Below are 16,944 nucleotides of genomic sequence, written 5' to 3' on the forward strand. Positions count from 1 at the left end.
CGTGCACTGCCCGTTCTGCCGCAACCCTGACTCCCGCGTCGTCGACTCACGCAATACCGACGACGGCAATGCCATCCGTCGTCGGCGCCAATGCCCGGAGTGTGGGCGACGGTTCTCGACCCTCGAGACCGCGAGCTTGAGTGTCATCAAGCGCTCGGGTGTCGCCGAGCCATTCTCGCGCGACAAGGTTGTCTCGGGGGTGCGTAAGGCCTGCCAGGGCCGACCAGTCACCGATGTTGATCTCGCCCAGCTCGCGCAGAAGGTCGAGGAGACTATTCGCGCGACCGGTGCCTCCCAGGTTGAAACCAACGAGATTGGCCTCGCGATTCTGCCGTTCCTGCGCGAGCTCGACGATGTCGCCTTCCTGCGCTTCGCGAGCGTCTACCAGAGCTTCGCCTCGGTGACCGATTTCGAGCAGGCCATTGACGCGCTCAAGAACGACGACATAACGCCAAAGTACGCCGACGAAAATGTCGATGGTGAGCCCGTCGACGACTAGCGCACACCGCTCGCACTCGAGCGACGCATCCTGACAGGGGAGTAGCCCGCATGATCACCAACATCGCCCGCGCCGGATACGGCATCGTCTTCGACCTCGTCTTCCGCCGGATGGACACTGAAGCCGCGCACAGCTTCGCGGCCAAGGTCATTCGCACGGTTGGTCAGTGCGGAATGTTGCGTGCGGCGGCACTCGCCGTTTCGCGCCCCGCCGCATCCCTGCAGACTCGCGCCCTCGGGCGCACCTTCGCATCGCCCTTCGGTCTCGCCGCAGGCTTTGACAAGAACGGCGACATGGTCGACGGACTCGGCGCCCTCGGCTTTGGCCACGTCGAAATCGGCACGGTAACGCCGCTCGCGCAGCCCGGTAATCCGAAGCCACGACTGTTCCGCATCGTTCCCGACCGCGCCCTCATCAACCGGATGGGGTTCAACAACAAGGGCACCGAGGCCGCGCACGTGGCGCTCGCCGGTCGACAGCACCGCGATGCCCTCGTCGGCGTCAACATCGGCAAGAATAAGGACACCCCGGTCGAGGATGCGGTGAGCGACTATGTGAAGGCGGCTGTCGCACTGCGCGACCAGGCCGACTACCTCGTCATCAATGTGTCGTCACCGAATACGCCGGGTCTGCGCGGACTGCAGGAACTCGATTCACTCGAGCCAATCTTGCGCGCGACGAAGGACGCCGCCGGTGATGTGCCGCTCCTCGTAAAGATCGCTCCCGATCTCGAGGACGACGCAATTCGCAAGATTGGTGAGCTCGCCACCTCGGTCGGACTTGCTGGCGTTGTCGCGACGAACACGACCATTGCGCGTACGCCGCTCACCACGAGCGCGCGGATCGTTGAGGCGTATGGCGCCGGTGGGCTCTCAGGTCGCCCGCTACGTGCGCGATCGCTCGAAGTGCTGAAGGTGTTGCGCGCCGCCGTACCGGAGGAGATGTGCATCATTGCCGTCGGCGGAGTGCGCGACCACCACGATGTGCAGGCACGCCTTGACGCTGGTGCCACGCTTGTGCAGGGCTACACGGCATTCCTCTATGAGGGCCCGCTCTGGGCGGCGAGTATCAACCGTGGGTTGGAGCGGCTGCGCCGCACTGGGCGGTAGGTGTCTCAGGGACGGTGGTCTCGATATGTTGCTACGCTCCTACTCGACCACCCAGATTCCTGGGTGGTCGAGTAGCGCGGAGCGCTCCCCAGTTTGTTGGTCGAGTAGCGCGGAGCGCGTATCGAGACCACGCCCGCAACTGACCTAGCGGCCGGTGAACTCCACCTTCTCAAAGCGCTTGACCTGCGCCTTCGGCATCCGCAAGAAGCGCATCTGCATCGAACGCGAAAGCGCCTGCATAATGAACCCCTTTTCGACCTTGTCTTCGCCGACCACCTCGGCCACCTTGCGACGCGTGATCACGCCGTAGAGGATGCCCTCAGCGACGCAGAGGAGCAGGAACGCCCAGATTGCGATCATCGCGTAGGTCGCCGCGTTCATCGACTGCGGCAACATGGTTGCGAAGATCACGAGGAACATCGCCGGGATGAGGAACTCGCCGAGCGTGATGCGGGCATCCACGAAGTCGCGCAAAAAGCGCTTCTGCGGACCGCGTTCGCCGGGGCGCAGGTAGCGGTCATCGCCGCGAGCCATGCCCTCGCGGGCCTTCGCCTGCTCGGTGCGCATCTTTGCCTGGGCCTGACGACGCGCTTCCTTGCGGTCCTCCGGCACCAGCGGCTTGAAGTTCTCAGCTTCGCGCTCCCGTCGCTTGGGAGTCGGCCCCTTCTTCCCGCTGATCGCCTGCGCGTCTTCGGGGGTGGCCTCTTCGGGGGCGGGCTGCTGCTTTGCCATGTCGTCCTTTAGTTCACGAGCATTCAAATTCACGAGCGCCAGGCGTCACCCGCACTGCGCTCAAGTCGTAAGTACCCATTCTAGGCGGTTGCCTTAAGCACCGTTGACTCAATTGCCGTTGTCCAAGTGCTGCGGTCGTACGATGTGCCCATGAGTGATCTCTACGACGACACCCTTGCCCCCGAACTGCGCGACCGCGTCGACCTCGGCATGCCGAGCACGGTTGACCGGCTGGCGCGACTGGTCCGCATCCCCTCGGTTTCTTGGGATGCATTTGACCGCGCGCACGTGCGCCGAAGCGCCGAAGCGGTGCGCGAGTACGTTGCTGGGACTGGCTTGTTCGACGATGTCTCAGTGCACGAATACGAAACCGAGCGCGGAATCTACGGCCAGCCCGGCGTGATCGCGAAGCGCCCGGCCGAAGGCGGCGCGCCGACCGTGCTGCTCTACGCCCACCACGATGTGCAGCCGGAAGGTGATGAAGCGAAGTGGGACACACCTCCGTATGAGCCGACCGTGATTGGCGAGCGCCTCTACGGTCGCGGTGCGAGCGACGACAAGGCCGGCATCATGGTGCACCTCGCCGCGCTCGAAGCATTGCGCGACGTCGTCGAAGCGAACAACCTTGCGCTCCCGATCGGTATCTCGCTATTCATCGAGGGTGAAGAGGAGAACGGCTCCAATAGCTTCGGCACCTTCCTGACCGAGCACCGGGATGCACTCGCCGCTGACTACATCGTCGTGGCCGATAGCGACAACGCTTCGACGACCACCCCGACGCTCACGGTCGCCCTGCGTGGCATGTGCGCCTTCAACCTCACGGTGCGCACGCTCGAGGGCGCCTGGCACTCAGGCATGCTTGGGGGCGCCGTACCGGATGCAATGCTCGGCATGGTGCGCCTGCTTAATTCGCTCTGGGATGAGGATGGCGCGATTGCCGTCGCCGGCCTCGAGACGCACGATGCCCCGGTGCCCGCGATGTCCGAGGCGGAACTCGCCGAGCAGGCCGGCGTCGTTGGTGGGCAACTCATTGGCCGCGGCGAGGTGCGGGCGCGCACCTGGTACCAACCCTCCATCACGATCACCGGTATCGACGCACCGACGGTGGCCACCGCATCCAATACCCTCTTGCCCGAAGTGAAGGTGCGCGTGTCTGGTCGCGTCGCGCCAGGCCAATCGGCGCAAGACTTTTTCGACCACCTCAGCGCACACCTGCAGGCGCACGCTCCGTTTGGCGCCGACGTCATCATCGACGATGTCGACCTGGGGGAGGCGTTCCTTGTCGACGTGGCGGGGGAGGGCGTCACTCGCATGACCGACGCCATGACCGAAGGCTGGGGCGTCGCGCCCGAACTCGCGGGCATTGGCGGATCGATTCCGTTCATCTCGCAGCTCGTCGACCAATTCCCGGATGCACAGATCTTGGTTACCGGCGTCGAAGACCCTGACACCCGCGCACACTCGCCTAACGAATCACAGCACCTGGGTGTGTTGCGTCGAGCAATCGCAGCCGAAGCGCTCTTTCTTGGCAAGCTCGTAGCGGAACATCAACCGACTCGTGACTAATCATCCGAAAAGCGGCGTAGGCTTTCGCCCATATTCATGGGAATAGCGGGCAATGGCCCAACGTTGCTCATCGCAATGGCGCAATCTGCGCCGGTTCGCAGCCAGGAGGAAACATGACGGCAACCCTCGAAGGAATCACCATGACCGAGCTCACGCACGGCGTGAAGCTCACCCAGCCCGCGGTCGACAAGGTGAAGGCGCTGCTCACCCAAGAGGGTCGTAGCGACCTGCGCCTGCGCGTCGCCGTGCAGCCCGGCGGATGCTCGGGTCTGATCTACCAGCTCTACTTCGACGAGCGCGAGCTCGAGAACGACGCCACCGTCGACTTCGATGGCGTCGAACTCATCGTCGATGAGATGAGCGTGCCCTACCTCGAGGGTGCGACCGTTGACTTCGCCGACACCATCGAAAAGCAGGGCTTCACCATCGACAACCCGAGCGCCGGCGGAAGCTGCGCTTGCGGCGACTCGTTCCACTAAAACCCGGCGACGACACGCCGAGAGGAAGGCACGCAGAGCACTGGCGATTGCGTGCCTTCCTGGTTTTTCCCGGGGTATGACGTGCCGTCGGGCCGTACCCGCCCCGGGAATGTGGCTACACTGTGAATCATCTGTATGAGTCTTCTCGAAAGGTCCACCGTGCGGAAGAACCACCGGAAGAAGTGGGCGGCGCTGTCACTTGGCGCGGTCGCCACTCTCGTGCTCTCGGGCTGCACAGCGCAGGAGCTGAACGGCTACATGCCGGGTACCCCTGGAACGAGCGATTTGGGTGACTCCATCGCGACGTTCTGGGTCAACTCTTGGGTCACGCTGCTCGCTATCGGCTTCCTCACCTGGGGCCTAATCATCTGGGCGACGGTTGCGTACCGTCGCCGCAAGAACGAGAGCGGCATGCCGCTTCAGATGCGCTACCACATGCCGATCGAGATCATGTTCACCGTCATCCCGGTCATCCTCGTGTTCGGATTCTTTGCCTTCACCGCGCGCGACCAAGCGGTTGCGGAAGAGAACTTCACCGCGGATGAGATGGACGTGCACATTGAGGTCTATGGCAAGCAGTGGGCTTGGGACTTCAACTACCTCGACGTGCCCGGCTCGCAGTACGCCGGCAACGTCTACTACCAGGGTGTGCAGGCCATCGAGTTGCGTGACGAAGAGGGCGCAACTACCGGCGATATCGACAACTCGCAGCTGCCGCACCTCTACGTGCCGGTTAACGCGAACGTCACCATCGAACTCAAATCGCGCGACGTGGCACACTCGTTCTGGGTTCCGGCCTTCCACTACAAGGAAGACACCATCCCGGGCAAGACGAACACCTTCTCGTTCACCCCGACCGAAGAGGGCGTCTACATCGGTAAGTGCGCCGAGCTCTGTGGTGAGTACCACTCGATGATGCTCTTCGAGGTGCACGTGGTGTCGGCCGCGGAATACAACGCCCACATTGCTGACCTCGCAGCTCAGGGCAATATCGGTGCGCGTGGCGACGAGTTCAACCGCAACGAGCACAGCCCCGGCACCAAGGTTCCGGTCATCGACCACGGCTCCGACGAAGAGCACTAAGCAACAAGGCAGGGTGAAATCATGACTTCAACGCTGAATCGGCCCGCCGAGGCACAGCAGTCGGCGACAGTGGTCGACGCAAACCGCAACACGACCGGCAGCAAGGGCAGCGTCATTATTGACTGGCTGACCACGACTGACCACAAGAAGATCGGGTACATGTACCTCATCTCTTCGGTGGTGTGGTTCTGCATCGGTGGCGTGATGGCGCTGCTCATCCGTGGCCAGCTCTTTGCTCCCGGCATGGAGATGATCGCGACCAAGGAGCAGTACAACCAGCTGTTCACCATGCACGGCACGATCATGCTGCTCATGTTCGCGACGCCGCTGTTCTCAGGGTTTGCGAACGCGCTGCTGCCGCTGCAGATCGGTACCGCTGACGTCGCCTTCCCGCGACTCAACGCCTTCGCATACTGGCTCTACACCTTTGGCGCGATCATCGCCGTGCTCGGCTTCCTCACCCCACAGGGTGCGGCCTCGTTTGGTTGGACGGCCTACACACCGCTCTCGCTCACGACCTTCTCACCTGGCGCCGGTGGTGACCTCTGGATCGCTGGTCTGGCACTGACCGGTTACGGCACCATCTTCGGTGCGGTGAACTTCATTACGACCATCATCACGATGCGTGCCCCGGGTATGACCATGTGGCGTATGCCGATCTTCACCTGGAATGTGCTCATCACCTCGATCCTCGTGCTCTTCGCCTTCCCGGTGCTTACTGTGGCTTGGTTCGCGCTGCTCATGGACCGCGTGTTCCTCACCCACATCTATGACGTGAACGCTGGCGGCACCATTCTGTACCAGCATCTGTTCTGGTTCTTCGGGCATCCAGAGGTGTACGTCATCGCGCTGCCGTTCTTCGGTATCGTCTCCGAAATTTTCCCCGTGTTCAGCCGCAAGCCGATCTTCGGGTACAAGACGCTCGTGCTCGCGACCATCGCAATTGCCGCACTGTCCGCCTCGGTGTGGGCACACCACATGTACGTCACCGGCTCGGTGCTCCTGCCGTTCTTCGCGCTCATGACCATGCTCATTGCAGTACCCACTGGCGTGAAGATCTTCAACTGGATCGGCACCATGTGGCGCGGTTCGATCACCTTCGAAACGCCGATGCTCTGGTCGCTTGGCTTCCTCGTGTCGTTCGTCTTCGGTGGTCTCACCGGTGTCATCCTCGCGTCGCCGATGCTCGACTTCCACGTCTCGGACACCTACTTCGTGGTCGCACACTTCCACTACGTCATCTTCGGTACCGTCGTGTTCGCGATGTTCGCGGGCTTCTACTTCTGGTGGCCGAAGTGGACGGGCAAGATGCTCAACGAAGGCCTCGGCAAGGTGCACTTCTGGCTGCTGTTCATCGGCTTCCACCTCACCTTCCTCGTGCAGCACTGGCTCGGCGTCATGGGCATGCCGCGTCGCTATTACACCTACCAGGCTGAAGACCACTTCACGTGGATGAACCAGGTCTCGACGATTGGAGCGATTGTGCTCGCGGTCTCGATGCTCCCGTTCTTCTTGAACGTGTTTATCACCGCGCGTCGTGCACCGAAGGTGACGGTCAACGACCCGTGGGGCTACGGTGGCTCGCTCGAGTGGGCGACCAGTTGCCCGCCTCCGCGTCACAACTTCACGTCGATCCCGCGTATCCGTTCGGAACGCCCGGCGTTCGACCTCAACCACCCTGAACTCGCCGTTCCCGGTGCCCACGATGAGCCGGCGACCGTTGGCGGAAAGGCCTAAGCTCCGATGAATACCACTCGCAAGATTCTTTGGTGGCTCACTGGCTTCTATGCTGCAGTGTCGGTGTTCTACATCGCGTGGACCACGATCAACGACGGCGCCCCGGAGTGGGTTGGCTCGGTGAGCTTCCCGCTGATGTTCGCGTTCTCTGCGTTCATTGCCTTCTACCTCGGCCTTGAGAACAAGCCTTTTGCGAGGAAGCCGCTTCCGGAAGACCGCCTCGATGCTGAAATCAGCGACGCGGATGAAGAACTCGGTTTCTTCGCGCCGCACTCGATGTGGCCGCTACTGCTTGCCGCTGGCATTAGCGCCGTGTTCATGAGCATCGCGTTCGGCTGGTGGCCGGCCTTCTGGTTCGCCCCGGTCGCGCTGGTGGCCCTGCTCGGTTGGATGTTTGAGTTCTACCGCGGCAAGTTCGGACACTAGCGAATAAACCCTGTTTCGGCCCCGCTCTTCGGAGCGGGGCCGTTTCGTTTCCTAGAAGCGAGCCTGTCGAGGCCGATACGCTCGGCGCATGGGCACCCTCACCGCATCCCGCCGTCGGGAACTCGCAGAGTTGCGACTCGTCAACCAGGGTCTTGTCGATCGACCGTTCGCTACGCCGCTCGAGGCGGTGACCCACCTCGTGTGTCTTCAGGGTCAGCATCTGCCGGGCGTGCTCGCAGCGCCTGCCCTACGTGTCGCCGGTGGCACCCGCCAGCAAGTCATCGAGGCGTGCAATCGGGGTGAACTCGCGCGCGGTTACCCAATGCGCGGCACGGTGTTCATGACGGCAGCGAGCGATCTTGCGTGGATGACGGAGCTCACCCGCGACCGTCAGCGCGCGAGCGCGGCGAAACGCTTCGTGGAGCATGGCTTCACGGAGGAGATCCTCGAGCTGGCCGCTGAGACCGCACGTGCCGCCCTCGCAGTCGCTGGTGGGAGCCTGAGTCGCGAGGCGGTTGCCGAGGCGCTTGGCGCCGCAGGTATCGCTCTTGACAGCGGACAGCGCTATCACCTGCTCGTCACCCTCATGGTGCGTGGCGATCTCGCGTACGGCCCGCTGCGTGGCAGAGACCAACTGCTTGTCGACGCGCATGCGTGGCTCCCCGATGACGGCACCCTCGAAGCACGCTTCAATGGTGACGAGGATGCTGCGATCACCGAATGGCTCAGACGGTACCTCGCTGGACACGGCCCGGCGACGCTGCGTGACTTCAGCTGGTGGACGAAGCTACCGCTTGGTCGCTTGCGCAAGCTCGAAGCGGCAGCGACAGCAACACTCGTGCAATACGGCGAGGATGCACTCGGAGAGACGCTGTGGGGCCCGTCAGGGCTCGTAGAGCGTCGGAGTGCACTCGGACCTGCCGTGCGGCGTGGCAGGCTTCTCCCGGCGTTTGACGAGGTGGTGCTCGGGTATCCCGATCGCGAACTCATCGTCGAGGCCGAGCACCACCCGAAGCTCGTGCCCGGCAACAACGGCGTCTTTCAGGCAACGGCGCATCGCGATGGAAAAGTGGTCGGTATCTGGAAGCCGAGCGCATCCAAGCCTGGGGGAGAGGTGCCGCTCATCCCCTTCGCCGAACTTCCTGCTGTCGCGCTACGGGAGTTCGCGGCCGCGTACTGCGAATATCCGCATCCAGATTGAACTCATCGGGACAACGAAAGACCCCCGGATGTATTCCATCCGGGGGTCTTTCGTGCGGTGAACTAGTGCTTCAGCTCACCGTGGTGTTCGTGGTGCGCAGCCTCGATCTCGGCCGGGGTGAGCGGCTCGAGACGGTCGGCGAAGAACCAGCGCGACAGCGTGGCGCGGAACTTCTCGCTGCCCTTGACCTTGCCCGTGGCCGGGTCGGGCTGAGCAACGATGGGCTGGTACGAGTTGTACGACACGAGCTTCCAGCGCTCGTCTTCCTCAACCGGGATTTCCACTTCCTGGAACTCACCGTGCGGAAGGCGGATGATGCGGCCCGACTCGGTGCCGTGCAGGGCAACGGCGCGGTCGGCACGCTGCAGTGCCAGGCAGGCGCGCTTGGTCACCCAGAAGGTAATGATGGTGCCGAAGATGAGCCAGAACTGAAGCGCGTGAATCACGTGCTCCATGGCCATGTGGAAGTGCGTGGCGATGAGGTCAGACGAAGCCGCAGCCCACATGGTGGCGTAGAAGCTCATCCAGGCCACACCGAGCGCGGTACGCGTCGGAGCGTTACGCGGGCGGTCGAGGATGTGGTGCTCGCGCTTGTCGCCAGTGATCCACGCCTCGAGGAACGGGTAGACGAACAACCCGATCACGAAGATACCCATCATGAGGAAGGGCACGAGAATCGCCCAGGTGACCGTGTAGTCACCAAGCGGCATCTCCCAGCCCGGCGGGATGAGACGCAGCGCGCCATCACCGAAGCCGATGTACCAGTCAGGCTGGGTACCGGCCGACACGGGGGAGGGGTCGTACGGGCCGTAGTTCCAGATCGGGTTGATCTGGAAGAACGAGGCGATACCGAAGATGATGCCGAGCACGATGAACAGGAAGCCGACTGCCTTCGTGGCGAAGACCGGGAGCACCGGGTTGCCGACGACGTTCTGGTTCGTGTGACCGGGGCCCGGCCATTGGGTGTGCTTGTTGATCACCATGAGCAGCATGTGCATCGCGAGGAACACGATGAGCAGTGCCGGCAGGATCATGATGTGTAGCGAGTAGAGGCGGCCAACGATCATGTCGCCGGGGAATTCGCCACCGAACAGCCAGAACGAGATCCAGGTGCCGAGGACCGGCACACCCTTGATCATGCCGTCAACGATGCGCAGACCGTTACCCGAGAGCAGGTCGTCGGGGAGCGAGTAGCCCGAGAAGCCCTCGAGCATCGCGATGATCCAGAGCACAAGACCGATGATCCAGTTGAGCTCACGCGGCTTGCGGAACGCACCGGTGAAGAAGATGCGGGCCATGTGCAGCATGGTCGAGGCCACGAACAGCAGCGCTGCCCAGTGGTGCACCTGACGCATGAGCAGGCCACCGCGCACGTCGAACGAGATGTCAAGCGTCGAGGCCATCGCCGCCGACATCTCCATCCCCTTCATCGGGATGTACGAGCCGTGGTAGGTCGTGTGCGCCATCGACGGGTCGAAGAAGAAGGTGAGGAAGGTTCCCGAAAGCAGGATGGCGATGAAGCTGTAGAGCGCCACCTCACCGAGCATGAACGACCAGTGGTCGGGGAAGATCTTGCGACCGAATTCCTTGACCGCGCCAGAGATGCTCGTGCGGTCGTCGATCCAGCTGGAGGCCTTGGCAATTGCGCTGCCTTCGGCCACGGGTGCCTTATACGTTGTAGTCATGACGACGCTCCCAGAAAGTCGGTCCAACGGGCTCGTGGAAGTCGCTCTGGGCGACGAGGTAACCCTCTTCGTTCACTGCGATCGGCAGCTGGGGTAGCGGACGACCGGCCGGGCCGAAGATCACCTTGCAGTGCTCGGTGACATCGAACTGCGACTGGTGGCAGGGGCAGAGCAGGTGGTGGGTCTGCTGCTCGTAGAGCGCCACCGGGCAACCCACGTGGGTGCAGACCTTCGAGTAGGCCACGATGCCGTGGTACGACCAGTCCTTGCGGTCCTCGCGCTCCTTAAGGCGGTCCTCGGGGAGGCGCATGAGCAGCACGACGGCCTTGGCCTTCGCGTCGAGGAAGCCGGGCTCGTGGTTTTCCTTCATCTCGATGAGCGTTTCGGGAATGACGTGGAACGCCGAACCGATCGTCACATCCGAGGCGCGGATGGGGGTGCCCGAGGGGTCGCGCACGAGGCGGACACCCTCAGCCCACTTGGTCTCGTGGAGGAGCTTGACCGGCTTCTCGTTGTTCGCGTTGTACATATCGCGAAGCATGACGATGCCGGGCAGCGGCAGTGCGAGCACGGCACCGATGAGCGAGTTGCGCAGGAGCTTACGACGCGAGAAGCCCGACTCTTCGTCGGCCTGCGCGAAGATCTCGGCCACACGCTGGCGGGTGGCTGGGGTGCCACGAGTCTCGTGACGGGCCTCCACCATCTCGGTGTCCTTCATGAGGTACTTGGCCCACGCGACGGCACCAATGCCGAGGGTGAGCATGCCGAAGGCAATGCCGATACCCAGGAAGAAGTTGTTCGCTCGGACCGTCGTGATGTCGGCGCGATCGATCGGCCAAATGAAGTACGCCACAACGGCGAACAGCGTGAAGGCCAGCGAGATCCAGAACAGCAGGACAACTACCCGCTCAGCGTTCTTCGCCTTCTTCGGGTCCTTGTCGGTGACACGCTCGTGGTGTTCCGCCATGCCCGGGTTCTCGAAGCCGTCGGCAGGCAGGAGAGCCGAGCCGGCGCTCACCGAGCGGTCCGACGAATTGGCGGTTCGGAGCTCCCCGCCGTGTTCGTCTTCAGCCATGGGTATCCCTTTCTGGATTGTGAAGCAGCAAAAAAATCGTCAAAAGTTGTGCGCTAGTTCGGGCGCGAGGTGAGCCAGATGGCAGCGGCAACCGCGGCACCCAGACCGAAGATCCAGATGAACAGACCCTCTGCAACCGGACCAACCGAACCGAGGTTGTAGCCACCGACCATCGAGGTGTTGTCGGTCATCCACTCGATCGACGCGATGATGTCGCGCTTGTCTTCGGGGGAGAGGTTCGTGTCGCTGAACACGGGCATGTTCTGCGGTCCAGTCACCATGGCCTCGTAGAGGTGTGCGGCTGAAACGGTCTGCAGCTCGGGAGCGAACTTACCTTCGGTGAGTGCACCACCAGCGGCGGCAACGTTGTGGCACATCGCACAGTTGATGCGGAAGAGTTCTGCACCGTTCGCGAGGTCGGCCTCGGAAGCGAGGAACTCTGCATCCGGGATAGCCGGGCCGGGGGCGAGCGAGGCGACGTAGGCGGCCATCTGCAGGGTCGCGGTCTGGTCGAACTGCGGTTCCTTCTTCTGCGCCTGCGGACCGTTCATCTGCATCGGCATACGGCCGGTGCCGACCTGGAAGTCGACGGCGGCGGCGCCAACACCGATCAAGCTCGGGCCGTTCTCGGTACCGACTGCATCCATGCCGTGGCAGGTGGCGCAGTTGGCAGCGAACAGGGCCTCGCCCTTTTCGATGGTCTCGGCGCTGAGCATGTCGACCTGAGTCGACTCTTCAGCGGCGGTGGCAGCGACGGTGTCGACGGCGGCGTAGGCACCACCGGTCAGGAGCAGACCGATACCGAGCAGAGCTGCCGTGGCGAGCGGATTACGGCGGCCGCGCTTGCGTGACTTCTTCGCGGTCGACCGGTGCTTCGTTGCAAGGGACATGTGGAGCTTCTCCTGGTGACGACTACGAGATGAACGGAAGGATGTAGATGACGAAGAACAGGCCAACCCACACCACGTCAACAAAGTGCCAGTAGTACGAGATGGCGATCGCGCTCGACGCCTCACGCTTACCCATCTTGCGCACCGCGTAGAGGCGAGCGATCACGATGAGGAAGGCGATGATGCCACCGAGCACGTGCAGACCGTGGAAGCCGGTCGACATGTAGAAGGCGCTCGTGAAGGCATTGAGGTTGAAGACATAGCCCTCGCTGACGAGCGTGGCGTACTCCCACACCTGACCCGAGACGAAGATCGCGCCGAGGATGGCCGAGAGGTAGAACCACTCAATGGTTCCCCACTTGCCGTTCTCGCGGTTCTTCTGGCCGCGCTCAGCGGCCATGACACCAAACTGACACGTCACCGAGCTCGCAACGAGGATCACAGTGTTGATCGTCGAGAACGGGATGTTCATGATGTCGTGACCGGCCTGGAACTGCTCCGGCGCCATTGCGCGAAGCGTGAAGTAGATCGCAAACAGGCCCGCGAAGAACATCACTTCGGAGCCGAGCCAGACGATCGTTCCGATGGCGACGGTGTTCGGACGGTGCACCCGTGGGGCGCTCGAGGCAGGAGTTAGTGAAGTCACAGTCCCCATTATGACCGATTTCCCAGGTTCGCCAAGTTGCCGGGCTGTTCCGCGTGCCGTTCCGCATCCCACTATGCTTTGCCGCATGACCGAACTGCAGACCTGGCCGCAAATGCTCGAATCACTGCTTGAAGGCGAAGGGCTCTCGGTCGCCCAGGCGACTTGGGCCATGGAACAGGTCATGCAGGGGCAGGTCACGGAAGCGCAGCTTGCGGCCTGGCTTATTGCACTGCGCGCCAAGGGCGAAACTGTCGAAGAAGTCGTGGGATTCCGGGATGCGGTGCTCGCGCACGCGAAGCCGATCGACATCACCTCGTGGGCGCTCGACATCGTGGGCACCGGCGGTGACATGGTCGGCACGGTCAATGTGTCGACGATGGCGTCGATGGTGATTGCCGCCTCGGGCGTGCCGGTCATTAAGCACGGCGGGCGCGCGGCATCTGCACTCTCAGGCGCCTCGGATGTGCTTACGGCACTCGGCGTGGTGCATGGCTCGTCATCGGAGTCGTTGGTCAAGGTGTTTGAAGAGACGGGGATGACCTTCCTCTTCGCCTCGCTCTTCCACCCTGGATTCGCGCACGCCGGTCCGGTGCGGAAGCAGCTTGGCGTGTCGACGGTGTTTAACTACCTCGGCCCACTCACTAACCCCTCGCGTGCTGAGGCGACTGCCGTCGGCGTCGCCAAGCGTGAGGCGATTCCGCTCATTGTTGGCGTGTTCCGTACCCGCGGCGCGGCTGCGCTCGTGTTCCGTGGTGACGATGGGCTGGATGAACTCACCGTCACCGGCTACTCGCACATTTGGGAAGTTGCCCGTGGTGATGTCGCTGAGCATGACATCCATCCGCGCGATCTTGGACTCGGTACTTATCCGATGGAAGAGCTCCTCGGTGGCGATCCCGAAGAGAACGCCCGTATTGCTCGAGCCACGCTTGCCGGGGAACGTCAGGGTGCCGTGCGTGACATCGTGCTCTTGAATGCGGCCGCCGGCATGGTCGCGTATGACCTGGCGGAGTTGCCCGATTCGGTAGAGCGGCCGATTCGTGATCGGCTCACCGAGAAAATCGAGATTGCTCGCGAGACGATTGACTCGGGTCGCGCGATTGCGCATCTCGATAAGTTCATCGCCGCGACGCGTCGCTACAACACCGACGCCTAGCCGCGTCCGCTTACTTCCCCTATTCAACGCCGCAAGGCACCTCAACTAAGGAGTCCCAATGTCTGAAGCGCGCCGCACCGTCACCCTCAACAACGAGACCGGCTTGCACGCCCGTCCCGCTGCCGAACTGGTGAAGACCGCCGGCACCTTCTCGTCGTCGATCACCGTGAACGGTGCCGACGCGAAGAGCCTCCTTGGCATCATGGCCCTTGGTCTTGGCAAGGGTGCCGAAGTTGAGTTCGTGGCCAATGGCGATGACGCCGACGCCGCGATTGACGCACTGGTGGCGCTCGTCGACTCCGGTTTCGGCGAATAAGCGTCGACCTACCGAATGGCTGACAGTCAGCGAAACTCCCGTCGCTCCGGCGACGGGAGTTTGCGTGTTACCGCCTGGGGTATTCGCACTGAGGTGCGCGCGACCACGATTGCAATTGCCTTAGCAACATTTGTTGCTTGGATTGCGTCCTTCCTTCTATTTAGTTCATTTACGGATACTGGCCGCGAACAGTTATCTCAGCGCGGCTTTATGCCCATGTTTGGTGGCTGGGTAGTGATGTCGGCGATTGTCGTCGGTGGATATGCACTCGGCTACTTGGTGCTGCGTCGATTCGCGAGCGGTGCTAAAGAGTTCGGCGAGCGCGAGGTCGCCAGGCTCGCGTTGGGGGATGCGTTCCTCTCTGCCTGCGGTGGCTTCGCACTGGGCTTCGTGCCGCTCTCAATCACCGCTGTGCCGTTCATGATGTTCACCTGGGTCATGGTGATTGGCGTGCTATTCGGGTTCGCCATCCTTATGCCGCGATATCGGGCGAATTGGTTAGACGAAGCGGCAAAGCGAAAGTAACGATTCGACTTATTCTCGGTAACGAGTCGGCGGCGCTTTTCTGAAAACGTCGCCAGGATTCGTGATGACGCATGGGAATCGCGTAGTTTGTGTCTGCCGTCAAACGCGGCTGCCGCAATCGCGGCTCAAACCAAAGGAGTAGCTCATGTCACTTAGCTGGATTAGCTGGCTCATTATTGGCCTCGTTGTTGGCCTGATCGCCCAAGCTATTACGAAGGACAAGGCCAAGCACCCGCTGTGGCTCACCATCATCCTCGGTATCGTCGGCGCAATCGTCGGCGGCTGGATCGGCGGACTCGTTGTTGGTGGCGAAGCGCTTCAGGGCTTCTTCAACATCTGGGTGTGGTTGTTTGCCCTTCTTGGTGCTGTCATCGTGACAGCGATCTACGAGGCGGTTACGCGCGGACGACGCGCATAACCGCAGGTAGTTCCCCTGCCGTTTCCTAGTGGCCGGGCATCTTCGGATGCTCGGCCACTATCTTTTTGGCACGGGACTCGAACGCGGCAACTTTTGCGGGTCGATTTCCCGACCGAGTCCACAGTAAAGTGGTCCCGACTGTCTGGGAACAAAGGAGTTGTCTATGCCTGAGGCATACATCATCGATGGCGTACGTACGCCGGTCGGCCGCTACGGTGGCGCACTCGCCGGGGTTCGTCCCGACGATCTTGCTGCCCTGGTCATTGGCGAAGTTGTCAAGCGTTCGAAGATCGACCCCGCCGCGGTGGAAGAGGTCGTCTTCGGTAACGCCAACGGTGCCGGTGAAGAAAACCGCAACGTTGCGCGTATGGCCTGGCTCCTCGCGGGCTTGCCGCAGGAAGTTCCCGGCTACTCCGTGAACCGACTCTGCTCATCCGGTATGTCGGCCGCCATCATGGCCTCGCAGATGATCCGCTCGGGCGACGCCGACATCGTCGTCGTCGGTGGTGTGGAGTCGATGACTCGCGCACCGTGGGTCGTCGAAAAGCCCGGCAGCGCATGGGCCAAGCCCGGTGCATCCTTTGACACGTCGATTGGCTGGCGCTTCCCGAACCCGCGCTTCGTCTCGGGCGATCTCTCGCGCGACGGCAAGATGACCTACTCGATGCCCGAAACGGCGGAGGAAGTCGCGATCGTCGACAACATCACCCGCGAAGACGCGGATGCATTCGCCGTTCGTTCGCACGAACTCGCCTTCGAAGCGATCCGTGAGGGCCGCTTCAACAACGAAATCGTTCCCGTTGAGGTGACCGGTCGCAAAGGCGCCGTCACCGTCGTCGACACCGACGAAGGCCCGCGTGAGGGCACGACCATGGAGGTGCTCGCCAAGCTCCGCGGCGTCGTCAAGCCCGACGGCGTCGTTACCGCCGGTAACTCGTCGACCCTCAACGACGGTGCCTCGGCCATGGTCATCGCCTCGGACGCCGCAGTTGAGCGCTACGGCCTCGTGCCGCGCGCCCGCATCGTCGCAGGCGGTAGTGCCGGACTCGCGCCTGAGGTCATGGGCCTTGGCCCGGTGCCGTCGTCGGAGAAGGTGCTCGCGCGCGCCGGCTGGTCGGTTGACGACCTCGGTGCGGTGGAACTCAACGAAGCATTCGCTACGCAGTCGCTCGCAAGCATGCGACGCCTCGGCATTGACCAGGAGATCGTCAACCGCAACGGTGGCGCAATCTCGCTCGGTCACCCGCTCGGCTCGTCGGGCGCCCGCATCATGATCACCCTCATGAACCGCATGGAGCAGGAGGGCGCCGACAAGGGCCTCGCCACCATGTGCGTTGGCGTCGGCCAGGGCACCGCGGTGCTGCTGGAGCGCCCCTAATGGCGGGGCAGACTGGTATGGCG

General features: G+C 62.6%; 18 protein-coding genes. 13 read left to right on the plus strand and 5 right to left on the minus strand.

Translation table 11 applies throughout. From position 1 onward, the window contains the following. Window position 1 precedes the first annotated feature (1 nt). On the plus strand, window positions 2-499 hold the full coding sequence (gene nrdR / locus EG850_RS09280; protein WP_124972876.1) for a transcriptional regulator NrdR: 498 nt from the start codon (window positions 2-4) through the stop codon (window positions 497-499). A gap of 50 nt (window positions 500-549) precedes the next feature. After that, window positions 550-1,608 (plus strand): quinone-dependent dihydroorotate dehydrogenase, encoded by a 1,059-nt coding sequence (locus EG850_RS09285; protein ID WP_124972789.1) that lies wholly within the window; start codon window positions 550-552, stop codon window positions 1,606-1,608. Between the two features lie 144 nt (window positions 1,609-1,752). On the opposite strand, the gene EG850_RS09290 is transcribed toward EG850_RS09285, so the two are convergent. Beyond that, window positions 1,753-2,340, minus strand: coding sequence for a DUF3043 domain-containing protein (locus tag EG850_RS09290; RefSeq protein ID WP_124972791.1), 588 nt, complete (start codon window positions 2,338-2,340; stop codon window positions 1,753-1,755). Between the two features lie 150 nt (window positions 2,341-2,490). Here EG850_RS09290 and EG850_RS09295 point away from each other — a divergent pair, with 150 nt between their 5' ends. The 6 genes from EG850_RS09295 to EG850_RS09320 all read left to right on the plus strand — a co-directional run bounded on the left by EG850_RS09295 (window position 2,491) and on the right by EG850_RS09320 (window position 8,832). Then, on the plus strand, window positions 2,491-3,906 hold the full coding sequence (locus EG850_RS09295; protein WP_124972793.1) for a dipeptidase: 1,416 nt from the start codon (window positions 2,491-2,493) through the stop codon (window positions 3,904-3,906). A 113-nt stretch (window positions 3,907-4,019) separates the two neighbouring features. After that, the gene (locus EG850_RS09300) at window positions 4,020-4,385 is read left to right on the plus strand and encodes a HesB/IscA family protein (RefSeq protein ID WP_124972795.1); all 366 of its coding nucleotides are present in this window, start codon (window positions 4,020-4,022) and stop codon (window positions 4,383-4,385) included. Window positions 4,386-4,520: 135 nt separating this feature from the next. Then, entirely contained in the window at window positions 4,521-5,468 is a 948-nt protein-coding gene (gene ctaC, locus EG850_RS09305) for an aa3-type cytochrome oxidase subunit II (protein ID WP_124972797.1), read from the plus strand. Between the two features lie 21 nt (window positions 5,469-5,489). After that, complete coding sequence (gene ctaD / locus EG850_RS09310) at window positions 5,490-7,205, plus strand: aa3-type cytochrome oxidase subunit I (protein ID WP_124972799.1); 1,716 nt, start codon at window positions 5,490-5,492, stop codon at window positions 7,203-7,205. 6 nt (window positions 7,206-7,211) lie between these two features. After that, window positions 7,212-7,631: an aa3-type cytochrome oxidase subunit IV gene (gene ctaF, locus EG850_RS09315; protein ID WP_124972801.1), complete on the plus strand. Its 420-nt coding sequence runs from the start codon at window positions 7,212-7,214 to the stop codon at window positions 7,629-7,631. A gap of 88 nt (window positions 7,632-7,719) precedes the next feature. Then, on the plus strand, window positions 7,720-8,832 hold the full coding sequence (locus tag EG850_RS09320) for a winged helix DNA-binding domain-containing protein (RefSeq protein ID WP_124972803.1): 1,113 nt from the start codon (window positions 7,720-7,722) through the stop codon (window positions 8,830-8,832). Between the two features lie 62 nt (window positions 8,833-8,894). Here EG850_RS09320 and qcrB read toward each other — a convergent pair whose 3' ends face one another. Genes qcrB through ctaE form a run of 4 tightly spaced genes read right to left on the minus strand, consistent with a single transcriptional unit; the run spans window position 8,895 to window position 13,137 of the window. Continuing rightward, window positions 8,895-10,517, minus strand: coding sequence for a cytochrome bc1 complex cytochrome b subunit (gene qcrB / locus EG850_RS09325; protein ID WP_124972805.1), 1,623 nt, complete (start codon window positions 10,515-10,517; stop codon window positions 8,895-8,897). After that, the gene (gene qcrA, locus EG850_RS09330; RefSeq protein WP_124972807.1) at window positions 10,501-11,592 is read right to left on the minus strand and encodes a cytochrome bc1 complex Rieske iron-sulfur subunit; all 1,092 of its coding nucleotides are present in this window, start codon (window positions 11,590-11,592) and stop codon (window positions 10,501-10,503) included. The genes qcrB and qcrA overlap by 17 nt, the downstream gene beginning before the upstream one ends. A gap of 53 nt (window positions 11,593-11,645) precedes the next feature. Continuing rightward, window positions 11,646-12,482 (minus strand): cytochrome bc1 complex diheme cytochrome c subunit, encoded by an 837-nt coding sequence (gene qcrC / locus EG850_RS09335; RefSeq protein ID WP_124972809.1) that lies wholly within the window; start codon window positions 12,480-12,482, stop codon window positions 11,646-11,648. Window positions 12,483-12,504: 22 nt separating this feature from the next. Beyond that, window positions 12,505-13,137 carry an aa3-type cytochrome oxidase subunit III gene (ctaE, locus tag EG850_RS09340; RefSeq protein WP_124972811.1) on the minus strand — a complete coding sequence of 211 codons (633 nt, stop codon included), beginning with the start codon at window positions 13,135-13,137 and terminating at the stop codon, window positions 12,505-12,507. Window positions 13,138-13,213: 76 nt separating this feature from the next. Between ctaE and trpD the strand changes: the two genes are divergently transcribed. The 5 genes from trpD to EG850_RS09365 all read left to right on the plus strand — a co-directional run bounded on the left by trpD (window position 13,214) and on the right by EG850_RS09365 (window position 16,921). Further along, window positions 13,214-14,284 (plus strand): anthranilate phosphoribosyltransferase, encoded by a 1,071-nt coding sequence (trpD, locus tag EG850_RS09345; protein WP_124972813.1) that lies wholly within the window; start codon window positions 13,214-13,216, stop codon window positions 14,282-14,284. Window positions 14,285-14,342: 58 nt separating this feature from the next. Next, window positions 14,343-14,600 carry an HPr family phosphocarrier protein gene (locus tag EG850_RS09350; RefSeq protein ID WP_124972815.1) on the plus strand — a complete coding sequence of 86 codons (258 nt, stop codon included), beginning with the start codon at window positions 14,343-14,345 and terminating at the stop codon, window positions 14,598-14,600. Between the two features lie 93 nt (window positions 14,601-14,693). Beyond that, window positions 14,694-15,125 carry a hypothetical protein gene (locus EG850_RS09355; RefSeq protein ID WP_124972817.1) on the plus strand — a complete coding sequence of 144 codons (432 nt, stop codon included), beginning with the start codon at window positions 14,694-14,696 and terminating at the stop codon, window positions 15,123-15,125. A 145-nt stretch (window positions 15,126-15,270) separates the two neighbouring features. Beyond that, window positions 15,271-15,543, plus strand: coding sequence for a GlsB/YeaQ/YmgE family stress response membrane protein (locus EG850_RS09360; protein ID WP_124972819.1), 273 nt, complete (start codon window positions 15,271-15,273; stop codon window positions 15,541-15,543). A gap of 163 nt (window positions 15,544-15,706) precedes the next feature. Next, window positions 15,707-16,921, plus strand: a complete 1,215-nt coding sequence (locus tag EG850_RS09365; protein WP_124972821.1) for a thiolase family protein — start codon at window positions 15,707-15,709, stop codon at window positions 16,919-16,921. Window positions 16,922-16,944 lie beyond the last annotated feature (23 nt).

Source organism: Gulosibacter macacae, from assembly GCF_003865375.1.
Lineage (GTDB): Bacteria > Actinomycetota > Actinomycetes > Actinomycetales > Microbacteriaceae > Gulosibacter > Gulosibacter macacae.

Excerpts from the sequence above, each read along its gene's own strand:
- ctaE (WP_124972811.1), bottom strand. The coding sequence starts at position 13,137 with ATGGGGACTGTGACTTCACTAACTCCTGCCTCGAGCGCCCCACGGGTG.
- EG850_RS09290 (WP_124972791.1), bottom strand. The coding sequence starts at position 2,340 with ATGGCAAAGCAGCAGCCCGCCCCCGAAGAGGCCACCCCCGAAGACGCG.
- qcrB (WP_124972805.1), bottom strand. The coding sequence starts at position 10,517 with ATGACTACAACGTATAAGGCACCCGTGGCCGAAGGCAGCGCAATTGCC.
- ctaC (WP_124972797.1), top strand. The coding sequence starts at position 4,521 with ATGAGTCTTCTCGAAAGGTCCACCGTGCGGAAGAACCACCGGAAGAAG.
- EG850_RS09285 (WP_124972789.1), top strand. The coding sequence starts at position 550 with ATGATCACCAACATCGCCCGCGCCGGATACGGCATCGTCTTCGACCTC.
- EG850_RS09320 (WP_124972803.1), top strand. The coding sequence starts at position 7,720 with ATGGGCACCCTCACCGCATCCCGCCGTCGGGAACTCGCAGAGTTGCGA.
- EG850_RS09360 (WP_124972819.1), top strand. The coding sequence starts at position 15,271 with ATGTCACTTAGCTGGATTAGCTGGCTCATTATTGGCCTCGTTGTTGGC.
- EG850_RS09365 (WP_124972821.1), top strand. The coding sequence starts at position 15,707 with ATGCCTGAGGCATACATCATCGATGGCGTACGTACGCCGGTCGGCCGC.
- trpD (WP_124972813.1), top strand. The coding sequence starts at position 13,214 with ATGACCGAACTGCAGACCTGGCCGCAAATGCTCGAATCACTGCTTGAA.
- ctaF (WP_124972801.1), top strand. The coding sequence starts at position 7,212 with ATGAATACCACTCGCAAGATTCTTTGGTGGCTCACTGGCTTCTATGCT.
- EG850_RS09350 (WP_124972815.1), top strand. The coding sequence starts at position 14,343 with ATGTCTGAAGCGCGCCGCACCGTCACCCTCAACAACGAGACCGGCTTG.
- ctaD (WP_124972799.1), top strand. The coding sequence starts at position 5,490 with ATGACTTCAACGCTGAATCGGCCCGCCGAGGCACAGCAGTCGGCGACA.
- qcrC (WP_124972809.1), bottom strand. The coding sequence starts at position 12,482 with ATGTCCCTTGCAACGAAGCACCGGTCGACCGCGAAGAAGTCACGCAAG.
- EG850_RS09300 (WP_124972795.1), top strand. The coding sequence starts at position 4,020 with ATGACGGCAACCCTCGAAGGAATCACCATGACCGAGCTCACGCACGGC.
- qcrA (WP_124972807.1), bottom strand. The coding sequence starts at position 11,592 with ATGGCTGAAGACGAACACGGCGGGGAGCTCCGAACCGCCAATTCGTCG.
- EG850_RS09295 (WP_124972793.1), top strand. The coding sequence starts at position 2,491 with ATGAGTGATCTCTACGACGACACCCTTGCCCCCGAACTGCGCGACCGC.